The sequence below is a fragment of the Streptomyces montanisoli genome, from assembly GCF_017813245.1.
Lineage (GTDB): Bacteria > Actinomycetota > Actinomycetes > Streptomycetales > Streptomycetaceae > Streptomyces > Streptomyces montanisoli.
The window spans coordinates 1-19,245 of sequence record NZ_JAGIQL010000129.1 but is presented as its reverse complement, the minus strand read 5'-3'; the positions used below and the strand labels follow the sequence as shown (position 1 = coordinate 19,245).

Sequence of the window (19,245 nt, the reverse complement as noted above, 5' to 3'; positions counted from 1 at the left end):
GGCGCGTTACCGGCGTCCGCGGGCGCGGTCGCCCCGGACGCTGCCGCGGGCACCGTCCCGGGCGGCGCGGGCCTGCTGGTGCCCGGCACCCAGGCGGCGCCGTTCCAGTACCGGACGTAGCCCGGGATCGATGGGTCCGGGTAGTAGCCGGCCGCGGGGCCGCCGCCGTCGGCTGCCGATGTCGGGGCGCTCATCACCGTGGTCCCGTATCTCCTCAAGAGCCTTGTTCGAGGCTTCACATCTATCAGAACACCGGCCGCCGGAGGGCCGGTCCTCTCGTTTGCGCCACTTTCCGGTCACGACTTCGTCGCACAACGTCACCAGCACCCGGGGAGCGAGCACTCAGCGCAGACCCCAAGCGGCTCGTACACCCGTTCGCTCATCCACCCGTTCGCGTGCGCCCCAAAAAATCATGGGGAAAGTCGCGTCATGACCGCGCGCTTCCCCGCTCTCTCCCAGTACGGCGCCCGGACAACAACCGGACAACAACCAGTCCCGGGGCCGAACGAGGGAGAGGACGGACACCATGGGCGCAACGAACACCGTCGTGGAACACGAGCTCGACGTCGACCTGGTCCTGTCGCCTGAGCACAGCGTCGCCGTGCCCGCCAGGCTGACATACCTGACGTCGGACCCGTACGCGGTCCACATCGCCTTCCACATCCACTCGGCGAATCCGGTCCACTGGACGTTCGCGCGCGAGCTGCTGGTGGAGGGGGTGTTCAGGCCGTGCGGCCACGGCGACGTGCGGATCTGGCCCACGCGCGTCGACGGGGAGGGCCTGATCTGCCTGGCGCTGACGTCACCAGAGGGCGACGCGCTGCTCCAGGCGGCACTCGACGACGTCTACGGATGGCTGGAGCGCACGCTGGGGGTCGTGCCGCCCGGCACCGAGTCCGCACGGCTCGGCATCGACGACGGCCTGGCGGCGCTGCTGGCGCCCACACCGGCGGACGAGCTGTGGCTGCGCGACCCGTGGCCGTCGGACGGAACGGACTGCCACGACGCCGGCGAGTGACGCGCCGCGACCGGCCGATCACACGGCTCTCGCCGTCAACGACAGGTGGACGCGGGAGGACTCCGGGAGGTCATCTACCCTTTGGGCGACACGGGTCGGCGGAGGGCGAGAGGGAACACCGGGATGACGACTGCACCGGCACTGGCGGAACTGCGCGAGGTCTGCCAGCCGAACGCGAAACTCGCGAGCCGCAACGGCGAGCACTGGGCCGGCCGCATGTACATGCGGACGCTGTCCCTGCACGCCACGCGGCAGCTGGTGCGCACGCGCGTCACGCCCAACGCCCTGACCTGGACGATGGTGGTGTGCGGGATCCTCGCGGGCTTCGCCCTGCTGATCCCCGGCCTGTGGGGCGCGCTGCTCGCGGCCGTCCTGTTCCAGCTGTTCCTGCTGTTCGACTGCGTCGACGGCGAAGTGGCGCGCTGGAAGGGCCAGAACAGCGCGGTCGGCATCTACGTCGACCGCCTGGGCGCCTACCTGGCGGACGCGGCGCTCCTGGTGGGCGCCGGGTTCAGGGCCGCGCGCGGCGGCTCGCTGCTGTGGGTGTCCGTCGGGCTGGCCGCTGCACTCGGCATCGTGCTGCTGAAGGCCTCGACGGACCTGGTGGACGTGGCGCGTGCGCGCCGCGGCCTCCCGGTGGCGACCGAGGAGTCGACGGCTCCCCGCGCCCAGTCCATCGCGTTCGCCCGCCGGATCGCCTCCGCGTTCAAGATCCACCGCATCACCAACGGCATCGAGGCGTCGCTGCTGCTGCTGGCGGTGGCGATCGTGGACGCGGCGATCAACAGCACGGAGCCCACGCGTATAGCGGTCGCGGCGATCGCGGCGGTGAGCTGGGTGATGGTGGTGGCGCACCTCGCGTCGATCATGAACTCGTCCCGCCTGCGCTGACGCCCCTGCCGGGGCGGCTCCCTCAGACGCTGAACCAGAAGGAGAAGCCGAGGGCGAGGACGAGCAGCAGGGCGCACACGAGGATGGTCAGGAGGGGTCCCGTGGCCCACCCTCGGGGCTGCACGTGACGCGGCCCCGCCTCGGACATGCTGTCCTCACCAGGGGGCGTCTCGCCGGGCGGCACACCGCCACCGGGCGCGAGTCCGGTCGTGGTACGCGGTTCGGGATCCGGGTTCGAAGCAGTCATGGCCGCGCGGGTACCCATCGCGCGGCTTCCATCCCACCGGGCGCCCGCGCCGCACTCGGCCCTCACAGGTAGATCTGCGCGGCGCAGTCGCGGCAGTGCGTCTTCCCGTCGCGCCGGGCGATGACGTCGTGCGTGCAGCGCGTCCCGCCGGCAGCGGGTGGCTCGCACGCGGGAAGCACGGTCACGCACTCGGGCGCGGTGCACCACTCGCGCCCGCCGCCCAGCGGCCGGATGAACGCGAGCCGGTGGCTGCGGGGCGGCCGGGCGTCGGGATCCTCCCAGTCGCCCAGGAACATCAACTCCCCGACGCGCCCGGTCGCCTCGTCACGCACGAGAGGCCGACTCGCCGTGGCCCGTCCGCCCTCATCCTGACGTTTCGTCATATCTGGTGAATTCCCTTCCGCCCGGCACGGGATGTGACTACCGTGCGTAGTGCGAGCGGTACCAGCATGTAGCCGGATCGGGGCCTCGGAAGACCGCAGGAGACCGTGCTTCCGCCGCACCGAACGGGAAATTCCACACTTTCCACCGGACGGCGAGGGAGGGCCGGCGCGATGCCGCACAGGCGAGTGGTCACGGGCAGGAGCCAGCAGCCGCGGCAGCGGTTCGCGGAGGAGCTGAGGACGTTACGGGGGCGGCAGGGCGACAGCCTGCGCAGGCTGGGCGAGGTGCTGGGCTGGGACTGGTCACTGTTCGGCAAGATGGAGAGCGGCGAGACGCTGGGCGGCCCCGAGGTGGTCGAAGCGCTCGACCAGCACTACGGAACGCCCGGCTTCCTGCTGACGCTGTGGGAACTGGCGATCGGCGACCCGACGCAGTTCAAGGAGCAGTACCGGCGTTACATGACGCTGGAGGCGGAGGCGGTGAGTCTGTGGCACTACGCCCCTGGCGTCCTGCCAGGCCTGCTGCAAACCGCGGGATACGCGACCGAGCTTCTGGCCAGTGGCGGCGCCGAGGGCGAGGACCTGGCACGCCAGGTCGAGGCCCGCACACGTCGGGCCGAGTTGCTGAACGGCAAGCGCGCGCCGCACTTCCGCACCATCCTGTCGGAGACAGTCCTCCGAACCCGGTTGCAGGACGCCACCGAGCAGCGCATGCAGTTGGAGCACCTGTCACGGGCTGCGGAGCAGTCGAACGTGACGCTTCAGGTGGTTCCGGAGGAAGCGGGACTGCACGGCCTGCGCAACACGGCGGTGATGTTCCTGCGCATGGGGGACGGCGAGACCGTGGCGTACGTCGAGAACGACCACAGGGGCGAACTGATCAGCGAATCGGCCTCTGTTGAGCGCCTGCAACGACGTTATGATGCCGTGCGTGACCTGGCGCTGTCTCCGACCGAGTCGGCGAAGCTCATAGTGCGGATGATGGAGGAATGACCGTGCGACCCATCGACCTGACCAATGCGGCCTGGCGCAAGAGCTCGTACAGCAACAGCGACGGCGGCGAGTGCGTCGAGATCGCGACCAACCTCCCCGCCGCCCTCCCCGTCCGCGACAGCAAGAACCCCCACGGCCCGGCACTGCTCCTGCCCCGCCCCGCCTGGACGGCGTTCGTCACCGCGCTCAAGAACGACCTGCCCGGCTCCGTCTGACCTCCTCGTCCACGCTCACACCGGCCGCCAGCACCACCCTCCGTGCCCCGACCGGGCTGCCGACCGGTCCGGCGAAGGCGGGGAACAACCGCCTGCACCGCTCGCCCCGCTACCGTCCGCCCTCGTTCGACTGCCGTACCGCGCGGATTGTCCCTATCCTGGCGTCATGAGCACGTTGCGTGAAGAGCTGCATGCCCTTATCGAACGGCTGCCGGAGTCGCAGGTCGCACCGATACTGGCCCTCGTGAGGGAGAGCACGCCGGCCGAGGACGGCGGGGAAGAGTGGCCGCTGCCCGACTTCGTCGGCGCTCTGTCCAGCGGCAAGGGTGACCTGGGCGCACGTTCCGGCGAGATCCTTCGCGCCGAGATGGGACGCGACACCGAGTGATCATCTGGGACACCGGTGCGCTGGTGGCGGCCGCCGATGCCGACGACCAGGACCACGCCCGCTGCGTCGAGCTCATGCGCCGCACCCCTCGCCCGCTGCTTGTGCCCTATCCCGTGCTCACCGAGGTCTGCTACCTCTTGGAGCGCGAGCACGGCACCCGCGCGGAAGCCGCGTTCCTGCGCTCCGTCCGTGCTGGCCAGATGAGCCTGATTCCCCTGGCCGCTCAGGACATCGAACGCATGGTCGAGCTGGTGGAGAAGTACGCCGACTTCCCCCTCGGCGCCGTCGACGCGTCGGTCTTCGCCATCGCCGAACGACTCGGCGCGGGCGCCATCGCCACCCTCGATCGCCGCCACTTCAGCGTCGTCCGCCCCAAGGCCCCTTCCTCCTTCGCCTTGCTGCCATAGCGGCAGCCGGGCGGACGACGGTCGGTTCGGCTCAGGGCGACCAGACGTACGGTGTCGTCGTCGTGACCGCGTGCAGGCCGAGGCGGGTGAGGATCGGCGCGCTGTCGGCCGAGGCGTCCACATAGACGTAGGGGACGTCGCGGGCAGCGGCGAGCCGGGCCCGGTGGGCGACCATGGCCCGGTAGATGCCCTGCCCGCGCCATTCTTTGAGCGTTGAGCCACCCCACAGGCCGGCGAAGTCGACGCCGTCCTTGAACACCAGCCATGCCGCGCAGACGACTTCGGCGTGCGCCTCGGCGACAAGGACGACGGTGTTCTCCGGGGCGCCCTCGACCCGGGCGGCAAGGTCGTCGGCCAGCCAGCTCCAGTCCTCGCCCCAGACGGCGCTTTCCATGGCGGCGATGCGCTGGAAGTCCGCTCTGGCGGCGACGCGGCGGAGGGTCACGCCGTCGGGTAGGACGGGGTCCTCCGCGAGGTCCGCGGACTGCCCGATGAGCACGGTCTCGCTGTCCTCGGCGACGAACCCGGCCGCGGTGAGCCGGTCGGGAAGGTCGGCGGGAAGGTCGTGAGCGCGCGTCTTCCACTCGACCGCCTCGCCACGGGCCGCATAGAAGTCACGCTGCCGGGCGATGAGCGTGTCCAGCTCGTCTCCGTACACACCGAGGTCACGTGGGCCCGTGACGAAACCACGATGCCAGCCGACGACACGGGTCAGCGGACCGTCGCTCTCGATACGGGCGCTCCCGCCGGGCGGGGTGACACCTCGCAGTTGCGCGTCGTACGCGGTGCGGAGTTCGTTGATCAGAGTGTCCTTCACCCGAACACCGTACGAAGCAGGTCAACTGATTTAGCAGCTCCCCTCTTCCAGGTGCGCAAGCGCGAGCCAGGCCGTAGCGGTAGTGCCGGATGGAGGCCGCCCACACCACCCGGCACAACGAGAGCGCAGGCATCAGCGGCGAGAGCCGATCTTCATGTCACCTGCGGTCACCTTGCGGATGTGGTCACTGGCGAGCGCATCGTGCGGGAAGCCGAGTTCCGATCGCGCTGGCCTCGTCGAGGCGGGCCGGCTGGGCGGCGGTGAAGTCGGCCTCCAGCGCGCCCGGATTGTCCTACAGCTGGGCGGGGGTGCGGTCGCCGATGATCGGTGCCGTCACGTCAGGGTTCTGCAGCGTCCAGGCCAGTCCGACCTGGGCGGGCGTACGGCCCAGCTCCGTGGCGACATCCTTCACGGCATCGGCGATGGCCAGGTTGCGTTCGGTGAGCACGCCCATCCCATCCTGCGCGTCGCAGCTTCGCCTCGGCATGGAGGGCATGTGTCCCGTGCGCCGCGAGAGTTCTCGGTCCTGAGCCGGCAAGAATCCGTCGATCTCTCTCTGCGGCGTGCCATGAGCGTTCTTCAGCGGTCTGGGTGGTCCCCTGCCCACACCGTGGGGGTTCGGCCTGACCACGGACTTGCCTGTTCGAGTTGTCCGGCGAGGCGGAAGAGTCGGCTTTCAAGGCCATATCCGGCAGCGAACTGCATACCGACAGGGAGTCCCGTCCCCGCGTCGGTCGTCACCGGTACTGACACGGCGGGCGTGCCCGCCACGTTGAACGGCATGGTGAACGGCGACAGGTCATTGATGCGCTCGATCCAGCCGAGGCCGTCCAGTGTCTCCGCGCCCTCGGTATGGGTGCCCAGAGGCACTGGAGGCTCTGGCAGGGTCGGCGTGAGGAGGATGTCGTACGCGTCGAAGTACCGCGCCAGGCTTCGTGCCACCCGGTTCCGCATCGCGAGAGCGGTGAGGAATTGCGCGCCGCCGACCCGCTGCCCGTAGTGGTAGCCGGCGAGGGTGGCCGGCTCAAGCATCGACGAGTCGACGGGACGGCCGGAGGCGGCGGCCAACCCGTCGACCAGGGTGGTGAGGTTCACTGTCATGAGCCGGGCATTGGCCAGGACGAATTCCTCCCAGTCGGCGCCGAGGTCGACCTCAATCTCGTTCACCTGGTGGCCGAGGGATTCAAGCAACCGCACGGTGCGGGCGAGGGCGTCGGTCACCGATGCGGCAGTGCGGCGTCCGCCCCACGCTTGGGAGAGGACACCGATTCGCAAAGAGCCGGGATGACGGGTGACTTCCTCCGCGTACGGCCGTGACGGCTGCTGGGCGGAGTAGGGGTCGCCCGGTTCCGGGCCGCTTATCTGGTCGAGCAGTACCGCGCTGTCGCGTACGGTGCGGCTGACGCTGCCGTGCACGGCAAGGCCGCTGAAGACCTCGTCGACGTCGGGCCCCATGGAGACCCGGCCACGGGTGGGTTTGATCCCGAAGAGGCCGTTGTAGGCGGCGGGGATACGGACCGATCCGGCGGCGTCGGTGCCATGGGCGATCGGGACCACCCCGGCGGCTACAGCGCCGGCCGCGCCTCCACTGGATCCGCCCGCGCTCCGCTCCAGGTCCCACGGGTTGCGGGTCGCGCCGTACAACGCTGATTCCGTCGAGATGCCGTAAGCCATCTCCGGTGTCGCGGTGCGCCCGAACGTCACGAGGCCGGCGCGACGGAAGCGCTGCATCAGCGAGGAGTCGGCGCCGGCGACGTTACCGGCTGCCAGACGGCTTCCCAGCTCCATTCGCCTACCCGTCATGGCCACCGCAATGTCTTTGATCAGAAAAGGGACGCCGGCCAGTGGTGTGCTGCCAGGGACAGGTTCGTCGTCGATCGGCCATGTCTCTACGACTGCGTTGATCTGCGGATCAACTGCCTGTACAGCCTCGCGTGCGGCTGCCTCCAGCTCGGCTGGGAGCACCTCGCCCTTGGCCACCAGCTCCGCCAGCCCGACCGCGTCAAAGCTCACGTATTCAGAAACTCTCACTGCCACTCCCTGACGAGAACGATACCGTCGAGAACCAAACGATACCTTACGGTATCGAAGAGGTCCGGCTGGTACCGTAGGGGCTGCGAGCCCCACCATCGACCGGCCCGAGTGACGGAGTAGTCATGGCATCGACCCTCAGCAGGCCGAGCAGAGTGGCGAAGCTGCCGCCTCGTGAGCGCATCCTCGACGCCGCCGAAGAGCTCTTCCAGAGAGAAGGGATCCGGCAGGTGGGGGTTCAGGCGATCGCCGACAAGGCCGAGACCACCAAGATGGCGATCTACCGACATTTCGAGACCAAGGACGCGCTGGTCGCAGAGTGGCTGCGGATCGTCGCCGCCGATTACCGGGCGGCCTTCGAGCGCGTGGAATCCGAATACCCCGACCAACCCGAGGAGCAGATCCTGGGCCTGGCCCGCTTCATCGCCGAAGGGCTGCCGGCGATCTCATACAGGGGCTGCCCGTTCATCAACTCCCTCGCCGAGCTGCCCGACCGCCTTCATCCGGCACGGCAAGTGATCCAGGACCACAAGGCCCACCAGACACGCAGGCTGATCGGCATGTGCACCAAAGCCCAGATGCCCGATCCCGATCAGGCCGCAGCCGAGATCACCTTCGCACTCGAAGGGGCGCAGGTCAGCACACAGAACGGAAGCATCGATCAGACGGGAGACCGACTGATGAAGGTCGTCGAGGGAATCGTGAACCGGCACCGCTCCCACCTCGGCGCATACAGGGCGTCTGACTGACCGCCCAGCGCCGCCCGCCCGATCACCGCCCTCAACGTGGGCCTGCGAGTGTGATCCGGCGCGCCTCCTCACCTGGAAAGCGCCTTTGACCGGAGCGGGAACAGGGACCCGATGACCGTCAAACACCCGACCGTAGGGTTGGTCAATATGGGTTACCACATCACGTCACGGCAGACGGGCCGGACCTCCGTGTCGCGGAGCGGTTCAGTGTGAGCATAGTTCCCGGCTACGTGTTCATCCTGCCGGCGGTGATCGTCGCGGGACGGGTCCTCTCGTGGTGGGGGACCCGGTGGGTCCAGTGGGTCCTGCTGTCCTCCGCGGCCGTCGTCTCCGTGCTCTTCGTCGTCATCGCGCTCAGGCGACGAGCCTCCGCCGCGTCGGCCTCGGTGTAGCCCGTCCGGGCGGGCGCGGGCTACACCGTCAGGCGGCGGATCGTCGCGAAGCCGCCCGCGAACATGACCGCGACCAGGATCGCCAGGACGCCGGTGGCTCCCGCGACCGTGATCGTCGTGAAGAAGTGGCCGATGCTCGTCCAGCCGTGCGCCCAGGTCGCGATGACCGCGGCGAGGGCCAGCGCCGTGAGCTGGGCGCCGCCGAAGATCGTGGTGCCGGTCATCCCCGCGCGGCGGTAGACCAGGCCGTGCCACATCCCGTAGACGAACAGCAGGGCGAACGCGGTCGTCGCGGTGAGCCACGACATGTACCAGGGGCCCGCGAGGACGTAGGGGACGCGGAAGAAGGCCATGTGCAGGCCCCATCCGCCGGTCGCGCGCTCGACGGCCTGTCCGAGCGTCACCACGAGGCCGAAGCACGCGGCCATGGCGAGGGCCAGCGCGCAGGCGCCGAGGTAGTAGGTACGGCGGCTCACCCCGAGGGTGAGGGCGAACGGCAGTGCGCGGGCCACCGTTTGCACGCCCGCGGAGAACACGACGATGAAGACCGCGGCGAGTCCGCCGACCCAGCGTTGACCGGTGTCACCGGCCGGTGTGAGTCGCAGGATCACCACGTCGATCGCGAAGCCGAACGCCCCCCAGGCCCAAGGCAGTACGACGTAGGTGACGCGGTCGAGCAGCAGATAGCGGGCGACGGTGACGAGCGCGGTCGTGCGCATCATGATGCCTTCGCTGTCGTGGGGCGGGCGGACGGGCCGTGGTGGCCGGGCGCGTCGTGGTGCTCGGCGGCGTGGACCGCGAGCTGCTGGAGCGTGAGCCCCTCGAGGCGCAGGTGCAGGTGGCCCGCGAGTTCGCGGTCGCGTTCGTCGAGCCGGCCGGCCATCACGGCCCTGGCCTGGCCGCCCATGGTGTGCAGGCTCAGCGTCGTACGGCCCGCGACGAACCGCTGCACGCTGTGGGACGGTCCTGTGACGGTCGTGGCGGTGCCGCGCAGGTCGTCGGTGGCCGCGTCGAGGACGAGACGGCCGCGGTCGAGTACCAGGACGCGGTCGAGGAGTTCGGCGGCCTCGTCGATGAGGTGGGTCGAGAGCACGATGCACCGCGGGTGGGCGGTGTAGTCGGCCAGCAGCTGGTCGTAGAAGAGTGTGCGGGCGACCGCGTCCAGGCCGGCGTACGGCTCGTCGAACAGGGTGAGTTCGGCGCGCGCGGCAAGGCCGACGGTGATGCCGAGCGCGGTGCGCATGCCGCGCGACAGCTTCTTGATCGGCCGGGCCTGCGGCAGTTCGTACGCGTCGAGCAGTGTGTCCGCCAGGCCCGCGTCCCAGTTCGGGTAGACCAGCGAGGCGGCCCTGACCGCGTGCCGCACCCGCAGGTCGAGGTAGGCCTGGTCCTCGCGTACGAGGAGCATGCGGCGCAGCACCGCGTCGTTCTCCAGCGGCGTGGACCCGAAGACGTGCACGCGCCCCGAGGTGGTGAACTCCTGGCCGGCGAGGATGCGCATCAGTGTGGTCTTCCCCGCGCCGTTGCGGCCCACGAGACCGGTGACGCTCGGCGTGCCGATGTCGAACGTGACGTCGGCCAGCGCCTGGTGGTCGCGGTAGCGGCGGCCGAGTCCGGCCACCGAGATCGCCGGTGTCATGCCGATCCCCCTCCCACCGTCAGCTCCACGGATGCGAGTTCCTCGCGCACCAGTCCGAGCAGCTCGTCGAGCCCGATGCCGAGGCGTGCGGCCTCCGCCGTCAACGGCCGCACGTAGCGCTCGGCGAAGCGCTGCCGCCGTGCGCGCAGCAGCCGCTCGCGCGCGCCTTTGGCGACGAACATGCCGACGCCCCGCCGCTTCTCCACGAGGCCGTCCTCGCAGAGGGCGGTGAGGCTGCGGGCCGCCGTGGCCGGGTTGACCCGGTAGAACGACGCGAGTTCGTTGCTCGACGCGACGCGTTCGCCCTCGCCCACGGTGCCGTCGGCGATCTGGTTCGCCAGCTCTGCGGCAATCTGCGCGAAGATCGGCCCGCCGTCTTCAGGGAGTGACATGGCTCCTCCATTGCTTAACCGGTTACCCACCGTACTAAGGGACCATGGAGGTAGGCAAGAGAGTCAGGCGGGCTGGGCCGTGATCGTGCAGAGGCGCTTGGTGGCGCGGGTCAGGGCCACGTACACGTCCCTTTCCCCGCCGGGGCGGGCCGCGGCGATCTCCTCGGGGTGCACGACGACGACCCCGTCGAACTCCAGGCCGCGCGCTTCGGAAGCCGGCACGATGCGCGCGTGGTCGGCGGCGCCCCGCGCCGTCAGCTCGGCCGCCCTGGCGTCCGCGCAGACCACTCCCAGCAGCTCGCCCGGATGCGCGGCGCTCTGGGCGCGCAGTTCCGCCATGACGGCGGTGGCCAACCCGCCTTGAGGTGCGGTGACGGTGCGGGGGCTCTCCCCGCTGCGCAGTGACCGTGTGGGCTTCTGGTCAGGGGCGATCCGCGCGAGCAGGCCGTGGACGCTCTCCAGGATCTCCTGCGTGGCGCGGTAGCTGACGGTCAGGTTGTGCAGTGTCAACTACCTGGTCTGAAGGGCCAGGCTTGCAGGCAGAGTAGGGGCGTGAAGCCCTCACTGTGGTGCCCTGCGTCCGGTACCGCTATGCGGTACTGGGGCGGTTGACTGCGCCCCGCTGCCACACAGCATCGGCCCGGTGGGCGATGTTGCGGGAGCCGTTGTGGTCCGCGTGCAGAACCGTCCCGCAGGACCTGCACACGAACCGTGCCTGAGTCACCCGGTTGGAGCGGTGGGTGTGCCAGCACTCCGAGCACTGACGCGAGGTATTCCGTGGGTCCACACGGACCACCGGAACACCAGCCCGCCGGGCCTTGTACTCGATAAAGGTACCGAGCTGGGCGAACGCCCAGGAGTGCAGCCGTGCCCGCTGGTCCTTCTTGGCCGTAACCCTCTGCCGGATACCGGTCAGATCTTCCAGACCGATACCCCGGGAGGTGCGTTCAGCGTGGGCGACGAGCTTCTTGGCGATGATGTGATTGCGCTGGGTGGCGTACCGGGCTTCCTTGCGCCGATTGCGCTTGAGTACACGGGCCGCGGACTTCGTGCGCTTCTTCTGCAACTTGCTGCGCAGATCCCGCTTGCGCTGCCGGTAGCGGTTGACCTGCCGGCCGGACATGTTCCGGCCGTCAGAGGTGGTGGCGATGTTGACGATGCCGAGGTCCACGCCGAGGAAGCTGTCGGGCTCGTACCTCTCGGGTTCGGGGATGTCGATGGTGGCGTAGAGGAAGAACATGCCGTCCCGCATCACCAGGTCCGACTCCCCCTTGCGGGCGGCCAGGAGCTTCGTGGCCTCGTCGGAGCAGACGAACGGGATGCCCTTCAGGCGACCGGCCACCGTCCAGATGGACACCGACCTCTGGTCGAGGTTCCAGGTCAGCATCCGGTCGTCGAACGGCTGCGCCGACACCTCACGGAAACGGATCGGCCTGGCCTCGACCCGGACCCGGCGCCTGGAACCCTCCGGCCCGTAGTTCCCCGCCTTGAGGTTCGCCTTGAGCGTGGCGTAGGCGTCGCACACCTTCGTGATCGTACGCACGGCAGCCTGCGCCCCGAGATCGAAGTCGGCCTTCAGCTGGTGGTACACGGCATCCTGCAACCCATTACGCCGCTTCAGATTCTTGGCGAAAGCCACTTCGGACGCGTGATTCGCGGCCCGGTTGCAGGCACGCAGCGTCGCCGCCAGCGCGTCCGCGTCATGAGCGAACGCAGGCAACAACTTCACCTGCGCGACAATCTTCACGTAAAGCAACATAGGGCGATACCCGACGAGTCGTCAAATCGCCGTCCAGACAGGATGCAGAGCACTCCGCCGCTGCGCGGCTCCGCACCGAGGACGCCTTTCCTCCTGGCCCTGAAGGACAGGCTTCCAAGCGACAAATCAGGTGAACCGCGGTCCGACGTGGGGGCTCAGCGCTTCCTTCCAGTCGCGTGCTGTTGTGACCGGGCCTGCCTGGGCGAAGTCGCTCACGAGTGTCCATCGCCCTTGCCGGGCAGCGGCGGACGATCATCCGCCACTGCATGGCGGTCAGTTCCTGCGCCTCGTCGACGACGACGTGCCCGTACTTCCGCTCGGGCGGACCGTCGACCAGGCTCGCCGCCTCGTCCAGCAACGGCACATCGGCATCGGGCCAGAGATCGTCGGGGCCGCGCAGCAGGAGGGACCGCTCGTGCGCGGTCAGGCGGGGCAGGTGCTCGGCGAGAGCGCGGGCGTTCGTCAGGAGCGCTTTCACGAGGTCACCGGGCGCCAGCCAGGGCCACAGCGCCTCGACCGCCCTGTCGACACCCGCGTCGTCGAGGAGATCGGCGCGGACGGCGTCCAGGTCCAGTTCGTGTGCCGGGCCGATTGAAGGTAAGTCAGGACTTACTTCGCGAAGCCATGTCTTTAAGACCGAATCCATGCCGTATCGCCCATTGCGCTTTTCCGGCCGGCCTGCCCTCGGGCGCGCCCGAGGGCATCTCCGCGCCCCGGGCGGGGCGAGTCGCGAGCGATTCCGTCCGCTCCCTTGACGCCATGTCTGGCCTAGACCAATAGTGTTGAAAGGTTTCTTCCGTATCCGCTCCCCGGGCGTCCCCGCGCCCGTCGCACCCGCCCGTCTCCTCGACAGTGCAGCGCCGCCCCCACACCGTCCCCGCCTCCCCCAGGAGGAACACGTGCTTTCCAGACGCTCGTTCGTCACGGCCGCCGGCGCGGCAGGAGTGGCCGCCGCCCTCGGCTCGCCCCTCGTCTCCGGCGCGCTCGCGCCGAAAGCGTGGGCCGCGTCGCCCTCGCTGCCGCTTGCCCTGGAGAACAACTCGGGCAGCGGAACCGTCTACGCCTACGTCAGCGGCGCCGACAGCTCTGGCTGGCCCGGATTCGTCGGGCCGGACGGCCGCTTCAACCGGCTGCCCAGCCCGTCGAGTCCCGTCACCCCGATAGCGGACTACTCGATACCGCTGGGCGCGTCCGGCTCGGCGCCGACGCGTCTCACACTGAGCGACTACATCATCGGCGGGCGCGTCTGGTTCTCCGTCGGCAAGAAGATCCAGTTCTTCGTCAACCCGCCCGGCGGCAACGGCGGCGTGCCCGGCCTCGTGCAGCCCGGCTTCACGTCGTCGGACCCCAACTGGCAGACGAACTGGACGTTCTGCGAGTTCACGTACAACAGCGCCAACCTGTACGCGAACATCAGCTACGTCGACATGGTCGCGCTGCCCGTGTCGATGGCCAGCACCGGCAGCTCAGGCTCGCAGTCGGTCAGCCCGCTGCCGAACGGGGCCCTCGCCTCCATAGCCTCCGGCCTGCGGGCACAGCACGCCGCGGACGGCGCGCCGTGGGACCGGCTCGTCGCCACCGACTCCTCCGGTGCGGTGGTGCGCGTGCTCGCGCCCGGGCACTCGCCCGTCGACTTCGGCGGCTACTGGAACGGGTACCTGGACGCGGTCTGGAACTACTACCAGTCGCACACCCTGACCGTGAACGGGCAGGGCAGCATCGGCAGTTACCGGGGCACGGTGTCGGGTGGCGTGCTGACGTTCGCCGGTCTCAACACCAACGGCGTCCCGTTCACCAAGCCGAGCGCCGTCGACATCTTCGGCTGTGCGAGCGGGCCGCTCTACAACTCGGGCAGCGACGCGCGCGGCGCCGTCGCGGCCCGCCTCGCCGCCGCGCTCAACCGGAGCAGCCTGCTGGTCTCCGGCGGCGACAACCAGCCCGACGGTGTGAACCCGTCGCAGTACTACACCGACCCCACCACGAACCACTACGCCAGGCTCGTCCACCAGTACGCGAGCATCGGCTACGCCTTCCCCTACGACGACGTCGGCCCCACCGGCGCGGCCCCCGTCGACGGCCACATCCAGGACGGCGCCCCCACCTCGTGGACGGTCTCGCTGGGCGCCGGAGCAGGCGGCGGGGGCGATCAGCCTCCCGGCGGGTCGGGCACCGGCGCGTACTCCAGGATCCAGGCCGAGTCGTACAGCGGCCAGAGCGGCACGACGAAGGAGAGCTGCACGGACTCGGGCGGCGGGCAGGACGTCGGCTACATCTCCAACGGCGACTGGCTCAAGTACGGTTCGGTGGACTTCGGTTCGTCCTCCCCCAACCAGTTCGTCGCCCGCATCGCCTCGGGTGCGGCCGCCGGTGTGAGCGGAGCGATACAGGTACGGCTCGACAGCAGGACGGGCACGAAGGTCGCCGAGATCGACTTCGGCAACAACGGCGGCTGGCAGAACTGGCAGACGGTACCGGCCAACATCGTCGCGGGCGCCACGGGGGTGCACGACGTCTATCTGGTCTTCGCCGGAAGCACTTCGGACTTCGTGAACGTGAACTGGTTCACGTTCACGAAGTAGCCGCCCGCAGCGGTTGCCGGCCGGTAGCGGCTCCACGCGGTTACCGGCCGGCGGCCACAACGTGAGACGCACGCCTTATGCGCGTGCCGCGTGGAGACCGCCCGGCCATAATCGGCGTATGGGAAAGAGCTACGAGCGGATAGACGGCCGGCTGCGCGCGTTCATCGAGGCGCAGCACATCTTCTTCACCGCCACGGCGCCGCTGGACAGCGACGGCACCGTCAACCTTTCACCCAAGGGACTCAACGGCTCGTTCGCCGTGCTCGACGAACACACCGTTGCCTACCTCGACTTCGCGGGAAGCAACGCCGAGACGATCGCCCATCTGCGCGAGAACGGCCGCATCACACTGATGTGGTGCGCGTTCGACGGCCCGCCCAACATCGTGCGCGTGCACGGCCGCGGGGAGCCGGTCTTCCGCGACGACGAGCGGTGGTCCGGGCTGCTGGCACACTTCCCCGACAGCGACCCCACCCGGCACGGGCTGCGCGCGATCATCGTCGTGACCGCGGAGAAGATCCGCGACACGTGCGGGTACACCGTACCGTTCATGACGTACGACGAGGACCGCTCGCTGCACGGGTCGCGTTTCGCGCGCGAGACGGACGAGTCGCTCGACGCCTACTTCCACAAGAAGGAACACATCGCGACGAGCATCGACGGCCTGCCTGGCCTGCCACTCCCCCTTCCCCCGCTCGCGGGCACCGCGTAGCCCGGGGCGCGCCCGGGGCGCGCCCCGGGCTCGTGTGGGAGACTCGCGTGGCAGGCATCAACCGATCTTCAGCGGGGTGACATCGATGGGTGCGAAACCGAGGATCGACACGAGCCGCCCGCATCCCGCGCGGGTCTACGACTACCTGCTCGGCGGCAAGGACCACTACGAGGTGGACCGGCAACTGGGCGAGAAGATCCCCGAGTTCATGCGGAACGCGGCGCACGAGAACCGGGCCTTCATGCGGCGGGCCGTCACGTGGACGGCGAACAACGGTGTGACGCAGTTCCTGGACATCGGCACCGGCATCCCCACCGCGCCCAACCTGCACCAGGTCGCGCAGGGTGTCCACCCGGCCGCCAGGGTGGTGTACGCGGACAACGACCCGATCATCATGCGCCACGCGGAGGCGCTGCTCGTCGGCACGCCCGAGGGCGCGACGAACTACGTCGAGGCGGACATCCGCGAGCCCGGCGCGATCCTCGACCACGCCCGCGAGTACCTGGACTTCGAGCGGCCGATCACCCTGTCGCTCATCGCGATCATGCACTTCATCGTCGACGCGTACGACCCGTACGGCGTGGTGTCCGCCCTCATGGACGCCCTGCCGTCCGGGAGTTACCTGGCGTTGACGCACGTGTCCCTCGACGGCTTCGCCGAGGAGGGCGCGAAGCTCAACGAGACCTACACGAGCAGCATCGAGGCGCAGAGCCGGTCCGTCGCGGAGATCGAGCGCTTCTTCGACGGCCTCGAACTCATTGAACCGGGGGTGGTGGCGACGCCCCGCTGGCGCACGGACACACCGGTTCCGCCGGAGACCGGGCCGCATCCGAACTACGCCGGGGTCGCGCGCAAGCGGTGAGCTGCCCGGTTCAGCAAGGCCAAGGGATCAAGCCGCGCGCCTGAGCCTCTCCCGTGCCGCCGCGCGGTCGACTCCGAGCCGGGTCAGCACGTCGGCGGCCGGGTCGGGCTCCTTGGTCTCCAGCAGCGCGATCAGCAGGTGGGCCGGTGTGATCCGCCGCGCCCCCTCCCTGCGCACCTCGGCCAGCGCACCGCCGAGCACCGACTTCGCCGACGACGTGAACGGCGTGCGCTTGCGTGACGCCGGGATCGGCGGACGGTCCACACCGCGCGCGTCGACGCCGACGGCGGTGAGCGCCTCCGTGTCCAGTTCCCGCAGCGCGTCGCGCACCGCGCCCGCGTCCACACCGAGCCCCGTCCCGGCAGCGGCCGCCGGCTGGTGCGACAGCGCGCCCAGCAGCAGGTGTTCCGTGCCGATGCGCCGGTCGCCCCGCAGCCGCGCCTCTTCGAGCGCGTCGCTCACCGCCGCGCGGGTCTCCCCCGCGAACTGCTCGAACATCGTCGCCTCACTTCCCGTGCTTCGCGTGCACGGACTGCCGCGACACCCCCAGCGCGTCGCCGATCTGCTCCCACGACCATCCCTGTGCGCGCGCACGCGCCACCGACGACGCCTCCACCTGTTCGGCGAGGCGGTGCAGCGCGCCGACGGCCCGTAGTCCGACGGCGGGATCGAGTGAGGTCAGGCGGGTCGAGAGGTCTGCGGAATCCATGCGGTCAGTATTCCATGACAATGTCAGTCTGGACTGACAGCCTCACTCATGTCAACCCAGACTGACACGTCACGGCACTGCCGCTAGAACAGCTTGCCGGGGTTCAACAGCCCCAGCGGGTCGAAGGCCTTCTTGATCTGCCGCTGCAACTCAAGCTCCACCGGGCCGAGTTCCCTGGCCAGCCACTCCTTCTTCAGGACACCGACGCCGTGTTCGCCCGTGATGGTGCCGCCCAGCCGCAGGCCGAGCGCCATGATCTCGTCGAACGCCTCCTCGGCGCGCCGCACCTCGTCCTCGTTCTGGGGATCGAAGCAGACGATCGGGTGGGTGTTGCCGTCCCCGGCGTGTGCGCAGATGCCGATCTGCGTGTCGTACTTCTCCGCGATGGCCTCGACGCCCTCGAACATGTCGCTGAGCCGCGAGCGCGGCACGCACACGTCGTCGATCATCGTCGTGCCGAACCGCGCCTCAAGTGCGGGCAGCGAGAGCCGCCGTGCCTGCATGAGCATCTCCGACTCGGCCGCATCATCCGCCGGCACCACCTCCGTCGCGCCTGCCGCCGTGCACAGCTCACCCACCGCCGCCAGGTCGGCCGCGGGGTCGGGGGTGTCGAAGGCGACGAGCAGCAGCGCCTCCGTCGTCTCGGGCAGACCCATGTGGGCCATGGCGTTGACGGCGCGGACGGTCGTGCCGTCCATCAGCTCCATCAGCGACGGTACGTGCCCGCGCTCCATGATGAGGCGCACCGCCTCGCCTGCCGCCGACGCCGAAGTGAACTCGGCGGCGAGCACGAGTTGCGCGGGCGGCTCGGGCTTCAGCGCGAGCACGGCCTTCACGATGATCCCGAGGCTGCCCTCGGACCCGACGAGCAGGCGCGTCAGGTCGTACCCCGCGACCCCCTTGGCCGTCCGCCGTCCGGTGGACAGCAGCCTCCCGTCCGCGAGGACGACGTCGAGGCCGAGCACGTACTCCGAGGTCACCCCGTACTTCACGCAGCACAGGCCGCCTGCGGCGGTGCCGATGTTGCCGCCGATGGTGCAGGTCTCCCAGCTGGAGGGGTCCGGCGGGTAGTACATGCCGCGCTCGGCCACGGCGCGCGAAAGCGTCGCGTTGACGACGCCGGGTTCGACGACGGCGACCCGGTCGGCGGCGTCGATCTCCAGGATCCTGTCCATCTTGACGAGCGACAGCACGAGGCACCCGTCCGACGCGTTCGCCGCACCGGACAAGCCCGTACGGGCGCCCTGCGGCACGACGGGCACGCGCAGCTCCGTCGCCGTCCGCATCACGTGCTGCACCTGCTCGACGGTGCGCGGGAGCACGACCACGGCGGGCGCCCCGGCCGCGCAGAAGCTCGCCGTGTCGTGCGCGTACGAGACCATCACGTCGGGGTCGGTGACGAGCGTTTCCGCGGGCAGCCCCGCACGGAGCCGCTCCACCAGCCCGGCCTGCGAGGTGGGGGCGGTCGTCGCTCCGGCGCGGGGTTCCAGCAGATCGTCCATGATCCCAGGTTCGCACCGACCGCCATCGGTGTGAACCCGTATGCGATCCACCCCACACAGCGCGGTGTGATCTTCATATTGACGCACAGTGAATGACTATGAACGCCATGAAGTCGGATCAGGTCAGACATGTCAGGCGCGCCGCTGTGGCTGCCGGGGTCGGCGGCCTTCTGGTCGTGGGCGTGCTGGTGTTCGTGCCGGACGAGAAAAAGGATGCCGCCGCGCCGCCCGCCCCCGGGCCCGAGGGGCGGGCGCTCGCCGCCGTCACCGCGGGCGCGCCCGCCACGCGCGCCGACCTGAGCGCGCTGATCCGCGACCGGGAGGCGCGGGTGCGGGCGCATCCGGACGACGCCAAGGCGTGGGCCGTACTCGGTTCCGCGTATGTGGCGCGGGGCGTCCAGCAGGCGGACCCGTCGTCGTATCCCCTGGCCGAGCGCGCCCTCGACCGCGCGCTCTACGGATCCGCGGGCGGGGACGGGGCGACACCGGGCGCGGGCACGGGGAGCGCGGGGGCGGTGAGCCCGGGGACGGGCTCCGCGCCGCCCGCACCGTCCGCGCCC

24 protein-coding genes and 3 pseudogenes are annotated in these 19,245 nt (G+C 69.8%); 12 read left to right on the top strand and 15 right to left on the bottom strand.

What is annotated here, in order from left to right; genetic code table 11:
- A partial coding sequence (locus tag JFN87_RS24915; RefSeq protein WP_209343349.1) for a DUF2510 domain-containing protein occupies window positions 1-194 on the bottom strand: 194 nt, incomplete at its 3' end.
- Window positions 195-526: 332 nt separating this feature from the next.
- On the opposite strand from JFN87_RS24915, the gene JFN87_RS24910 reads away from it, so the two are divergent.
- Window positions 527-1,018 (top strand): SsgA family sporulation/cell division regulator, encoded by a 492-nt coding sequence (locus JFN87_RS24910; protein WP_209343347.1) that lies wholly within the window; start codon window positions 527-529, stop codon window positions 1,016-1,018.
- A 123-nt stretch (window positions 1,019-1,141) separates the two neighbouring features.
- Entirely contained in the window at window positions 1,142-1,909 is a 768-nt protein-coding gene (locus JFN87_RS24905) for a CDP-alcohol phosphatidyltransferase family protein (RefSeq protein WP_209343345.1), read from the top strand.
- 22 nt (window positions 1,910-1,931) lie between these two features.
- On the opposite strand, the gene JFN87_RS24900 is transcribed toward JFN87_RS24905, so the two are convergent.
- On the bottom strand, window positions 1,932-2,156 hold the full coding sequence (locus JFN87_RS24900) for a DUF6480 family protein (RefSeq protein WP_209343342.1): 225 nt from the start codon (window positions 2,154-2,156) through the stop codon (window positions 1,932-1,934).
- A gap of 62 nt (window positions 2,157-2,218) precedes the next feature.
- A complete protein-coding gene (locus tag JFN87_RS24895) occupies window positions 2,219-2,488 on the bottom strand; it encodes a hypothetical protein (protein WP_209343341.1) in 270 nt (89 codons plus the stop codon).
- Between the two features lie 222 nt (window positions 2,489-2,710).
- Here JFN87_RS24895 and JFN87_RS24890 point away from each other — a divergent pair, with 222 nt between their 5' ends.
- From JFN87_RS24890 to JFN87_RS24875, 4 genes are all read left to right on the top strand, one after another.
- Complete coding sequence (locus tag JFN87_RS24890) at window positions 2,711-3,532, top strand: helix-turn-helix domain-containing protein (protein WP_209343340.1); 822 nt, start codon at window positions 2,711-2,713, stop codon at window positions 3,530-3,532.
- Complete coding sequence (locus JFN87_RS24885; protein WP_209343339.1) at window positions 3,529-3,747, top strand: DUF397 domain-containing protein; 219 nt, start codon at window positions 3,529-3,531, stop codon at window positions 3,745-3,747. Before JFN87_RS24890 ends, JFN87_RS24885 begins: the two co-directional genes overlap by 4 nt.
- 166 nt (window positions 3,748-3,913) lie before the next feature.
- The gene (locus tag JFN87_RS24880) at window positions 3,914-4,135 is read left to right on the top strand and encodes a hypothetical protein (RefSeq protein WP_209343338.1); all 222 of its coding nucleotides are present in this window, start codon (window positions 3,914-3,916) and stop codon (window positions 4,133-4,135) included.
- A complete protein-coding gene (locus tag JFN87_RS24875; protein ID WP_209343337.1) occupies window positions 4,132-4,542 on the top strand; it encodes a type II toxin-antitoxin system VapC family toxin in 411 nt (136 codons plus the stop codon). Before JFN87_RS24880 ends, JFN87_RS24875 begins: the two co-directional genes overlap by 4 nt.
- Window positions 4,543-4,573: 31 nt before the next feature.
- Here the strand turns inward: JFN87_RS24875 and JFN87_RS24870 are convergent, their stop codons facing one another.
- From JFN87_RS24870 to JFN87_RS24860, 3 genes are all read right to left on the bottom strand, one after another.
- Window positions 4,574-5,359 carry a GNAT family N-acetyltransferase gene (locus JFN87_RS24870; RefSeq protein WP_209343336.1) on the bottom strand — a complete coding sequence of 262 codons (786 nt, stop codon included), beginning with the start codon at window positions 5,357-5,359 and terminating at the stop codon, window positions 4,574-4,576.
- A gap of 292 nt (window positions 5,360-5,651) precedes the next feature.
- Window positions 5,652-5,807: an aldo/keto reductase gene (locus JFN87_RS33855; protein WP_307865588.1), complete on the bottom strand. Its 156-nt coding sequence runs from the start codon at window positions 5,805-5,807 to the stop codon at window positions 5,652-5,654.
- A gap of 131 nt (window positions 5,808-5,938) precedes the next feature.
- Window positions 5,939-7,390 (bottom strand): amidase, encoded by a 1,452-nt coding sequence (locus JFN87_RS24860; protein WP_209343335.1) that lies wholly within the window; start codon window positions 7,388-7,390, stop codon window positions 5,939-5,941.
- Window positions 7,391-7,515: 125 nt separating this feature from the next.
- On the opposite strand from JFN87_RS24860, the gene JFN87_RS24855 reads away from it, so the two are divergent.
- Both JFN87_RS24855 and JFN87_RS24850 read left to right on the top strand, forming a co-directional pair.
- Window positions 7,516-8,139, top strand: coding sequence for a TetR/AcrR family transcriptional regulator (locus JFN87_RS24855; protein ID WP_209343333.1), 624 nt, complete (start codon window positions 7,516-7,518; stop codon window positions 8,137-8,139).
- Window positions 8,140-8,348: 209 nt separating this feature from the next.
- Window positions 8,349-8,531, top strand: a complete 183-nt coding sequence (locus JFN87_RS24850) for a hypothetical protein (protein ID WP_209343330.1) — start codon at window positions 8,349-8,351, stop codon at window positions 8,529-8,531.
- A gap of 20 nt (window positions 8,532-8,551) precedes the next feature.
- Here JFN87_RS24850 and JFN87_RS24845 read toward each other — a convergent pair whose 3' ends face one another.
- The 6 genes and pseudogenes from JFN87_RS24845 to JFN87_RS33850 form a co-directional block, all read right to left on the bottom strand.
- Entirely contained in the window at window positions 8,552-9,253 is a 702-nt protein-coding gene (locus tag JFN87_RS24845) for a hypothetical protein (protein ID WP_209343328.1), read from the bottom strand.
- Window positions 9,250-10,170 (bottom strand): ABC transporter ATP-binding protein, encoded by a 921-nt coding sequence (locus tag JFN87_RS24840; RefSeq protein ID WP_209343326.1) that lies wholly within the window; start codon window positions 10,168-10,170, stop codon window positions 9,250-9,252. Before JFN87_RS24840 ends, JFN87_RS24845 begins: the two co-directional genes overlap by 4 nt.
- Window positions 10,167-10,562, bottom strand: coding sequence for a GntR family transcriptional regulator (locus JFN87_RS24835; protein ID WP_209343324.1), 396 nt, complete (start codon window positions 10,560-10,562; stop codon window positions 10,167-10,169). The genes JFN87_RS24840 and JFN87_RS24835 overlap by 4 nt, the downstream gene beginning before the upstream one ends.
- Window positions 10,563-10,625: 63 nt before the next feature.
- Window positions 10,626-11,066, bottom strand: a pseudogene (locus JFN87_RS24830) (ATP-dependent DNA helicase); the annotation flags it as partial.
- 85 nt (window positions 11,067-11,151) lie between these two features.
- A complete protein-coding gene (locus tag JFN87_RS24825) occupies window positions 11,152-12,321 on the bottom strand; it encodes an RNA-guided endonuclease InsQ/TnpB family protein (RefSeq protein WP_209343322.1) in 1,170 nt (389 codons plus the stop codon).
- A gap of 132 nt (window positions 12,322-12,453) precedes the next feature.
- Window positions 12,454-12,910 (bottom strand): annotated as a pseudogene (locus JFN87_RS33850) (ATP-dependent DNA helicase); the annotation flags it as partial.
- A 310-nt stretch (window positions 12,911-13,220) separates the two neighbouring features.
- Here JFN87_RS33850 and JFN87_RS24815 point away from each other — a divergent pair.
- From JFN87_RS24815 to JFN87_RS24805, 3 genes are all read left to right on the top strand, one after another.
- The gene (locus tag JFN87_RS24815) at window positions 13,221-14,900 is read left to right on the top strand and encodes a beta-1,3-glucanase family protein (protein ID WP_209343318.1); all 1,680 of its coding nucleotides are present in this window, start codon (window positions 13,221-13,223) and stop codon (window positions 14,898-14,900) included.
- A 118-nt stretch (window positions 14,901-15,018) separates the two neighbouring features.
- A complete protein-coding gene (locus tag JFN87_RS24810; protein ID WP_209343317.1) occupies window positions 15,019-15,612 on the top strand; it encodes a pyridoxamine 5'-phosphate oxidase family protein in 594 nt (197 codons plus the stop codon).
- 85 nt (window positions 15,613-15,697) lie between these two features.
- Window positions 15,698-16,474: an SAM-dependent methyltransferase gene (locus tag JFN87_RS24805; protein WP_209343316.1), complete on the top strand. Its 777-nt coding sequence runs from the start codon at window positions 15,698-15,700 to the stop codon at window positions 16,472-16,474.
- A gap of 27 nt (window positions 16,475-16,501) precedes the next feature.
- Here the strand turns inward: JFN87_RS24805 and JFN87_RS24800 are convergent, their stop codons facing one another.
- The 3 genes from JFN87_RS24800 to JFN87_RS24790 form a co-directional block, all read right to left on the bottom strand.
- Entirely contained in the window at window positions 16,502-16,972 is a 471-nt protein-coding gene (locus JFN87_RS24800; protein ID WP_209343314.1) for a Clp protease N-terminal domain-containing protein, read from the bottom strand.
- A 7-nt stretch (window positions 16,973-16,979) separates the two neighbouring features.
- Window positions 16,980-17,183 (bottom strand): helix-turn-helix domain-containing protein, encoded by a 204-nt coding sequence (locus JFN87_RS24795; protein ID WP_209343312.1) that lies wholly within the window; start codon window positions 17,181-17,183, stop codon window positions 16,980-16,982.
- Between the two features lie 83 nt (window positions 17,184-17,266).
- Window positions 17,267-18,685: an FAD-binding oxidoreductase gene (locus JFN87_RS24790; protein WP_209343310.1), complete on the bottom strand. Its 1,419-nt coding sequence runs from the start codon at window positions 18,683-18,685 to the stop codon at window positions 17,267-17,269.
- Between the two features lie 107 nt (window positions 18,686-18,792).
- On the opposite strand from JFN87_RS24790, the pseudogene JFN87_RS24785 reads away from it, so the two are divergent.
- Window positions 18,793-19,245 (top strand): annotated as a pseudogene (locus JFN87_RS24785) (hypothetical protein); the annotation flags it as partial.

Coding starts and splice junctions, on each gene's coding strand:
- JFN87_RS24905 (WP_209343345.1), top strand. CDS start 1,142: ATGACGACTGCACCGGCACTGGCGGAACTGCGCGAGGTCTGCCAGCCG.
- JFN87_RS24840 (WP_209343326.1), bottom strand. CDS start 10,170: ATGACACCGGCGATCTCGGTGGCCGGACTCGGCCGCCGCTACCGCGAC.
- JFN87_RS24795 (WP_209343312.1), bottom strand. CDS start 17,183: ATGGATTCCGCAGACCTCTCGACCCGCCTGACCTCACTCGATCCCGCC.
- JFN87_RS24835 (WP_209343324.1), bottom strand. CDS start 10,562: ATGTCACTCCCTGAAGACGGCGGGCCGATCTTCGCGCAGATTGCCGCA.
- JFN87_RS24805 (WP_209343316.1), top strand. CDS start 15,698: ATGGGTGCGAAACCGAGGATCGACACGAGCCGCCCGCATCCCGCGCGG.
- JFN87_RS24855 (WP_209343333.1), top strand. CDS start 7,516: ATGGCATCGACCCTCAGCAGGCCGAGCAGAGTGGCGAAGCTGCCGCCT.
- JFN87_RS24810 (WP_209343317.1), top strand. CDS start 15,019: ATGGGAAAGAGCTACGAGCGGATAGACGGCCGGCTGCGCGCGTTCATC.
- JFN87_RS24885 (WP_209343339.1), top strand. CDS start 3,529: ATGACCGTGCGACCCATCGACCTGACCAATGCGGCCTGGCGCAAGAGC.
- JFN87_RS24900 (WP_209343342.1), bottom strand. CDS start 2,156: ATGACTGCTTCGAACCCGGATCCCGAACCGCGTACCACGACCGGACTC.
- JFN87_RS24910 (WP_209343347.1), top strand. CDS start 527: ATGGGCGCAACGAACACCGTCGTGGAACACGAGCTCGACGTCGACCTG.
- JFN87_RS24825 (WP_209343322.1), bottom strand. CDS start 12,321: ATGTTGCTTTACGTGAAGATTGTCGCGCAGGTGAAGTTGTTGCCTGCG.
- JFN87_RS24880 (WP_209343338.1), top strand. CDS start 3,914: ATGAGCACGTTGCGTGAAGAGCTGCATGCCCTTATCGAACGGCTGCCG.
- JFN87_RS24800 (WP_209343314.1), bottom strand. CDS start 16,972: ATGTTCGAGCAGTTCGCGGGGGAGACCCGCGCGGCGGTGAGCGACGCG.
- JFN87_RS24790 (WP_209343310.1), bottom strand. CDS start 18,685: ATGGACGATCTGCTGGAACCCCGCGCCGGAGCGACGACCGCCCCCACC.
- JFN87_RS24890 (WP_209343340.1), top strand. CDS start 2,711: ATGCCGCACAGGCGAGTGGTCACGGGCAGGAGCCAGCAGCCGCGGCAG.
- JFN87_RS24845 (WP_209343328.1), bottom strand. CDS start 9,253: ATGATGCGCACGACCGCGCTCGTCACCGTCGCCCGCTATCTGCTGCTC.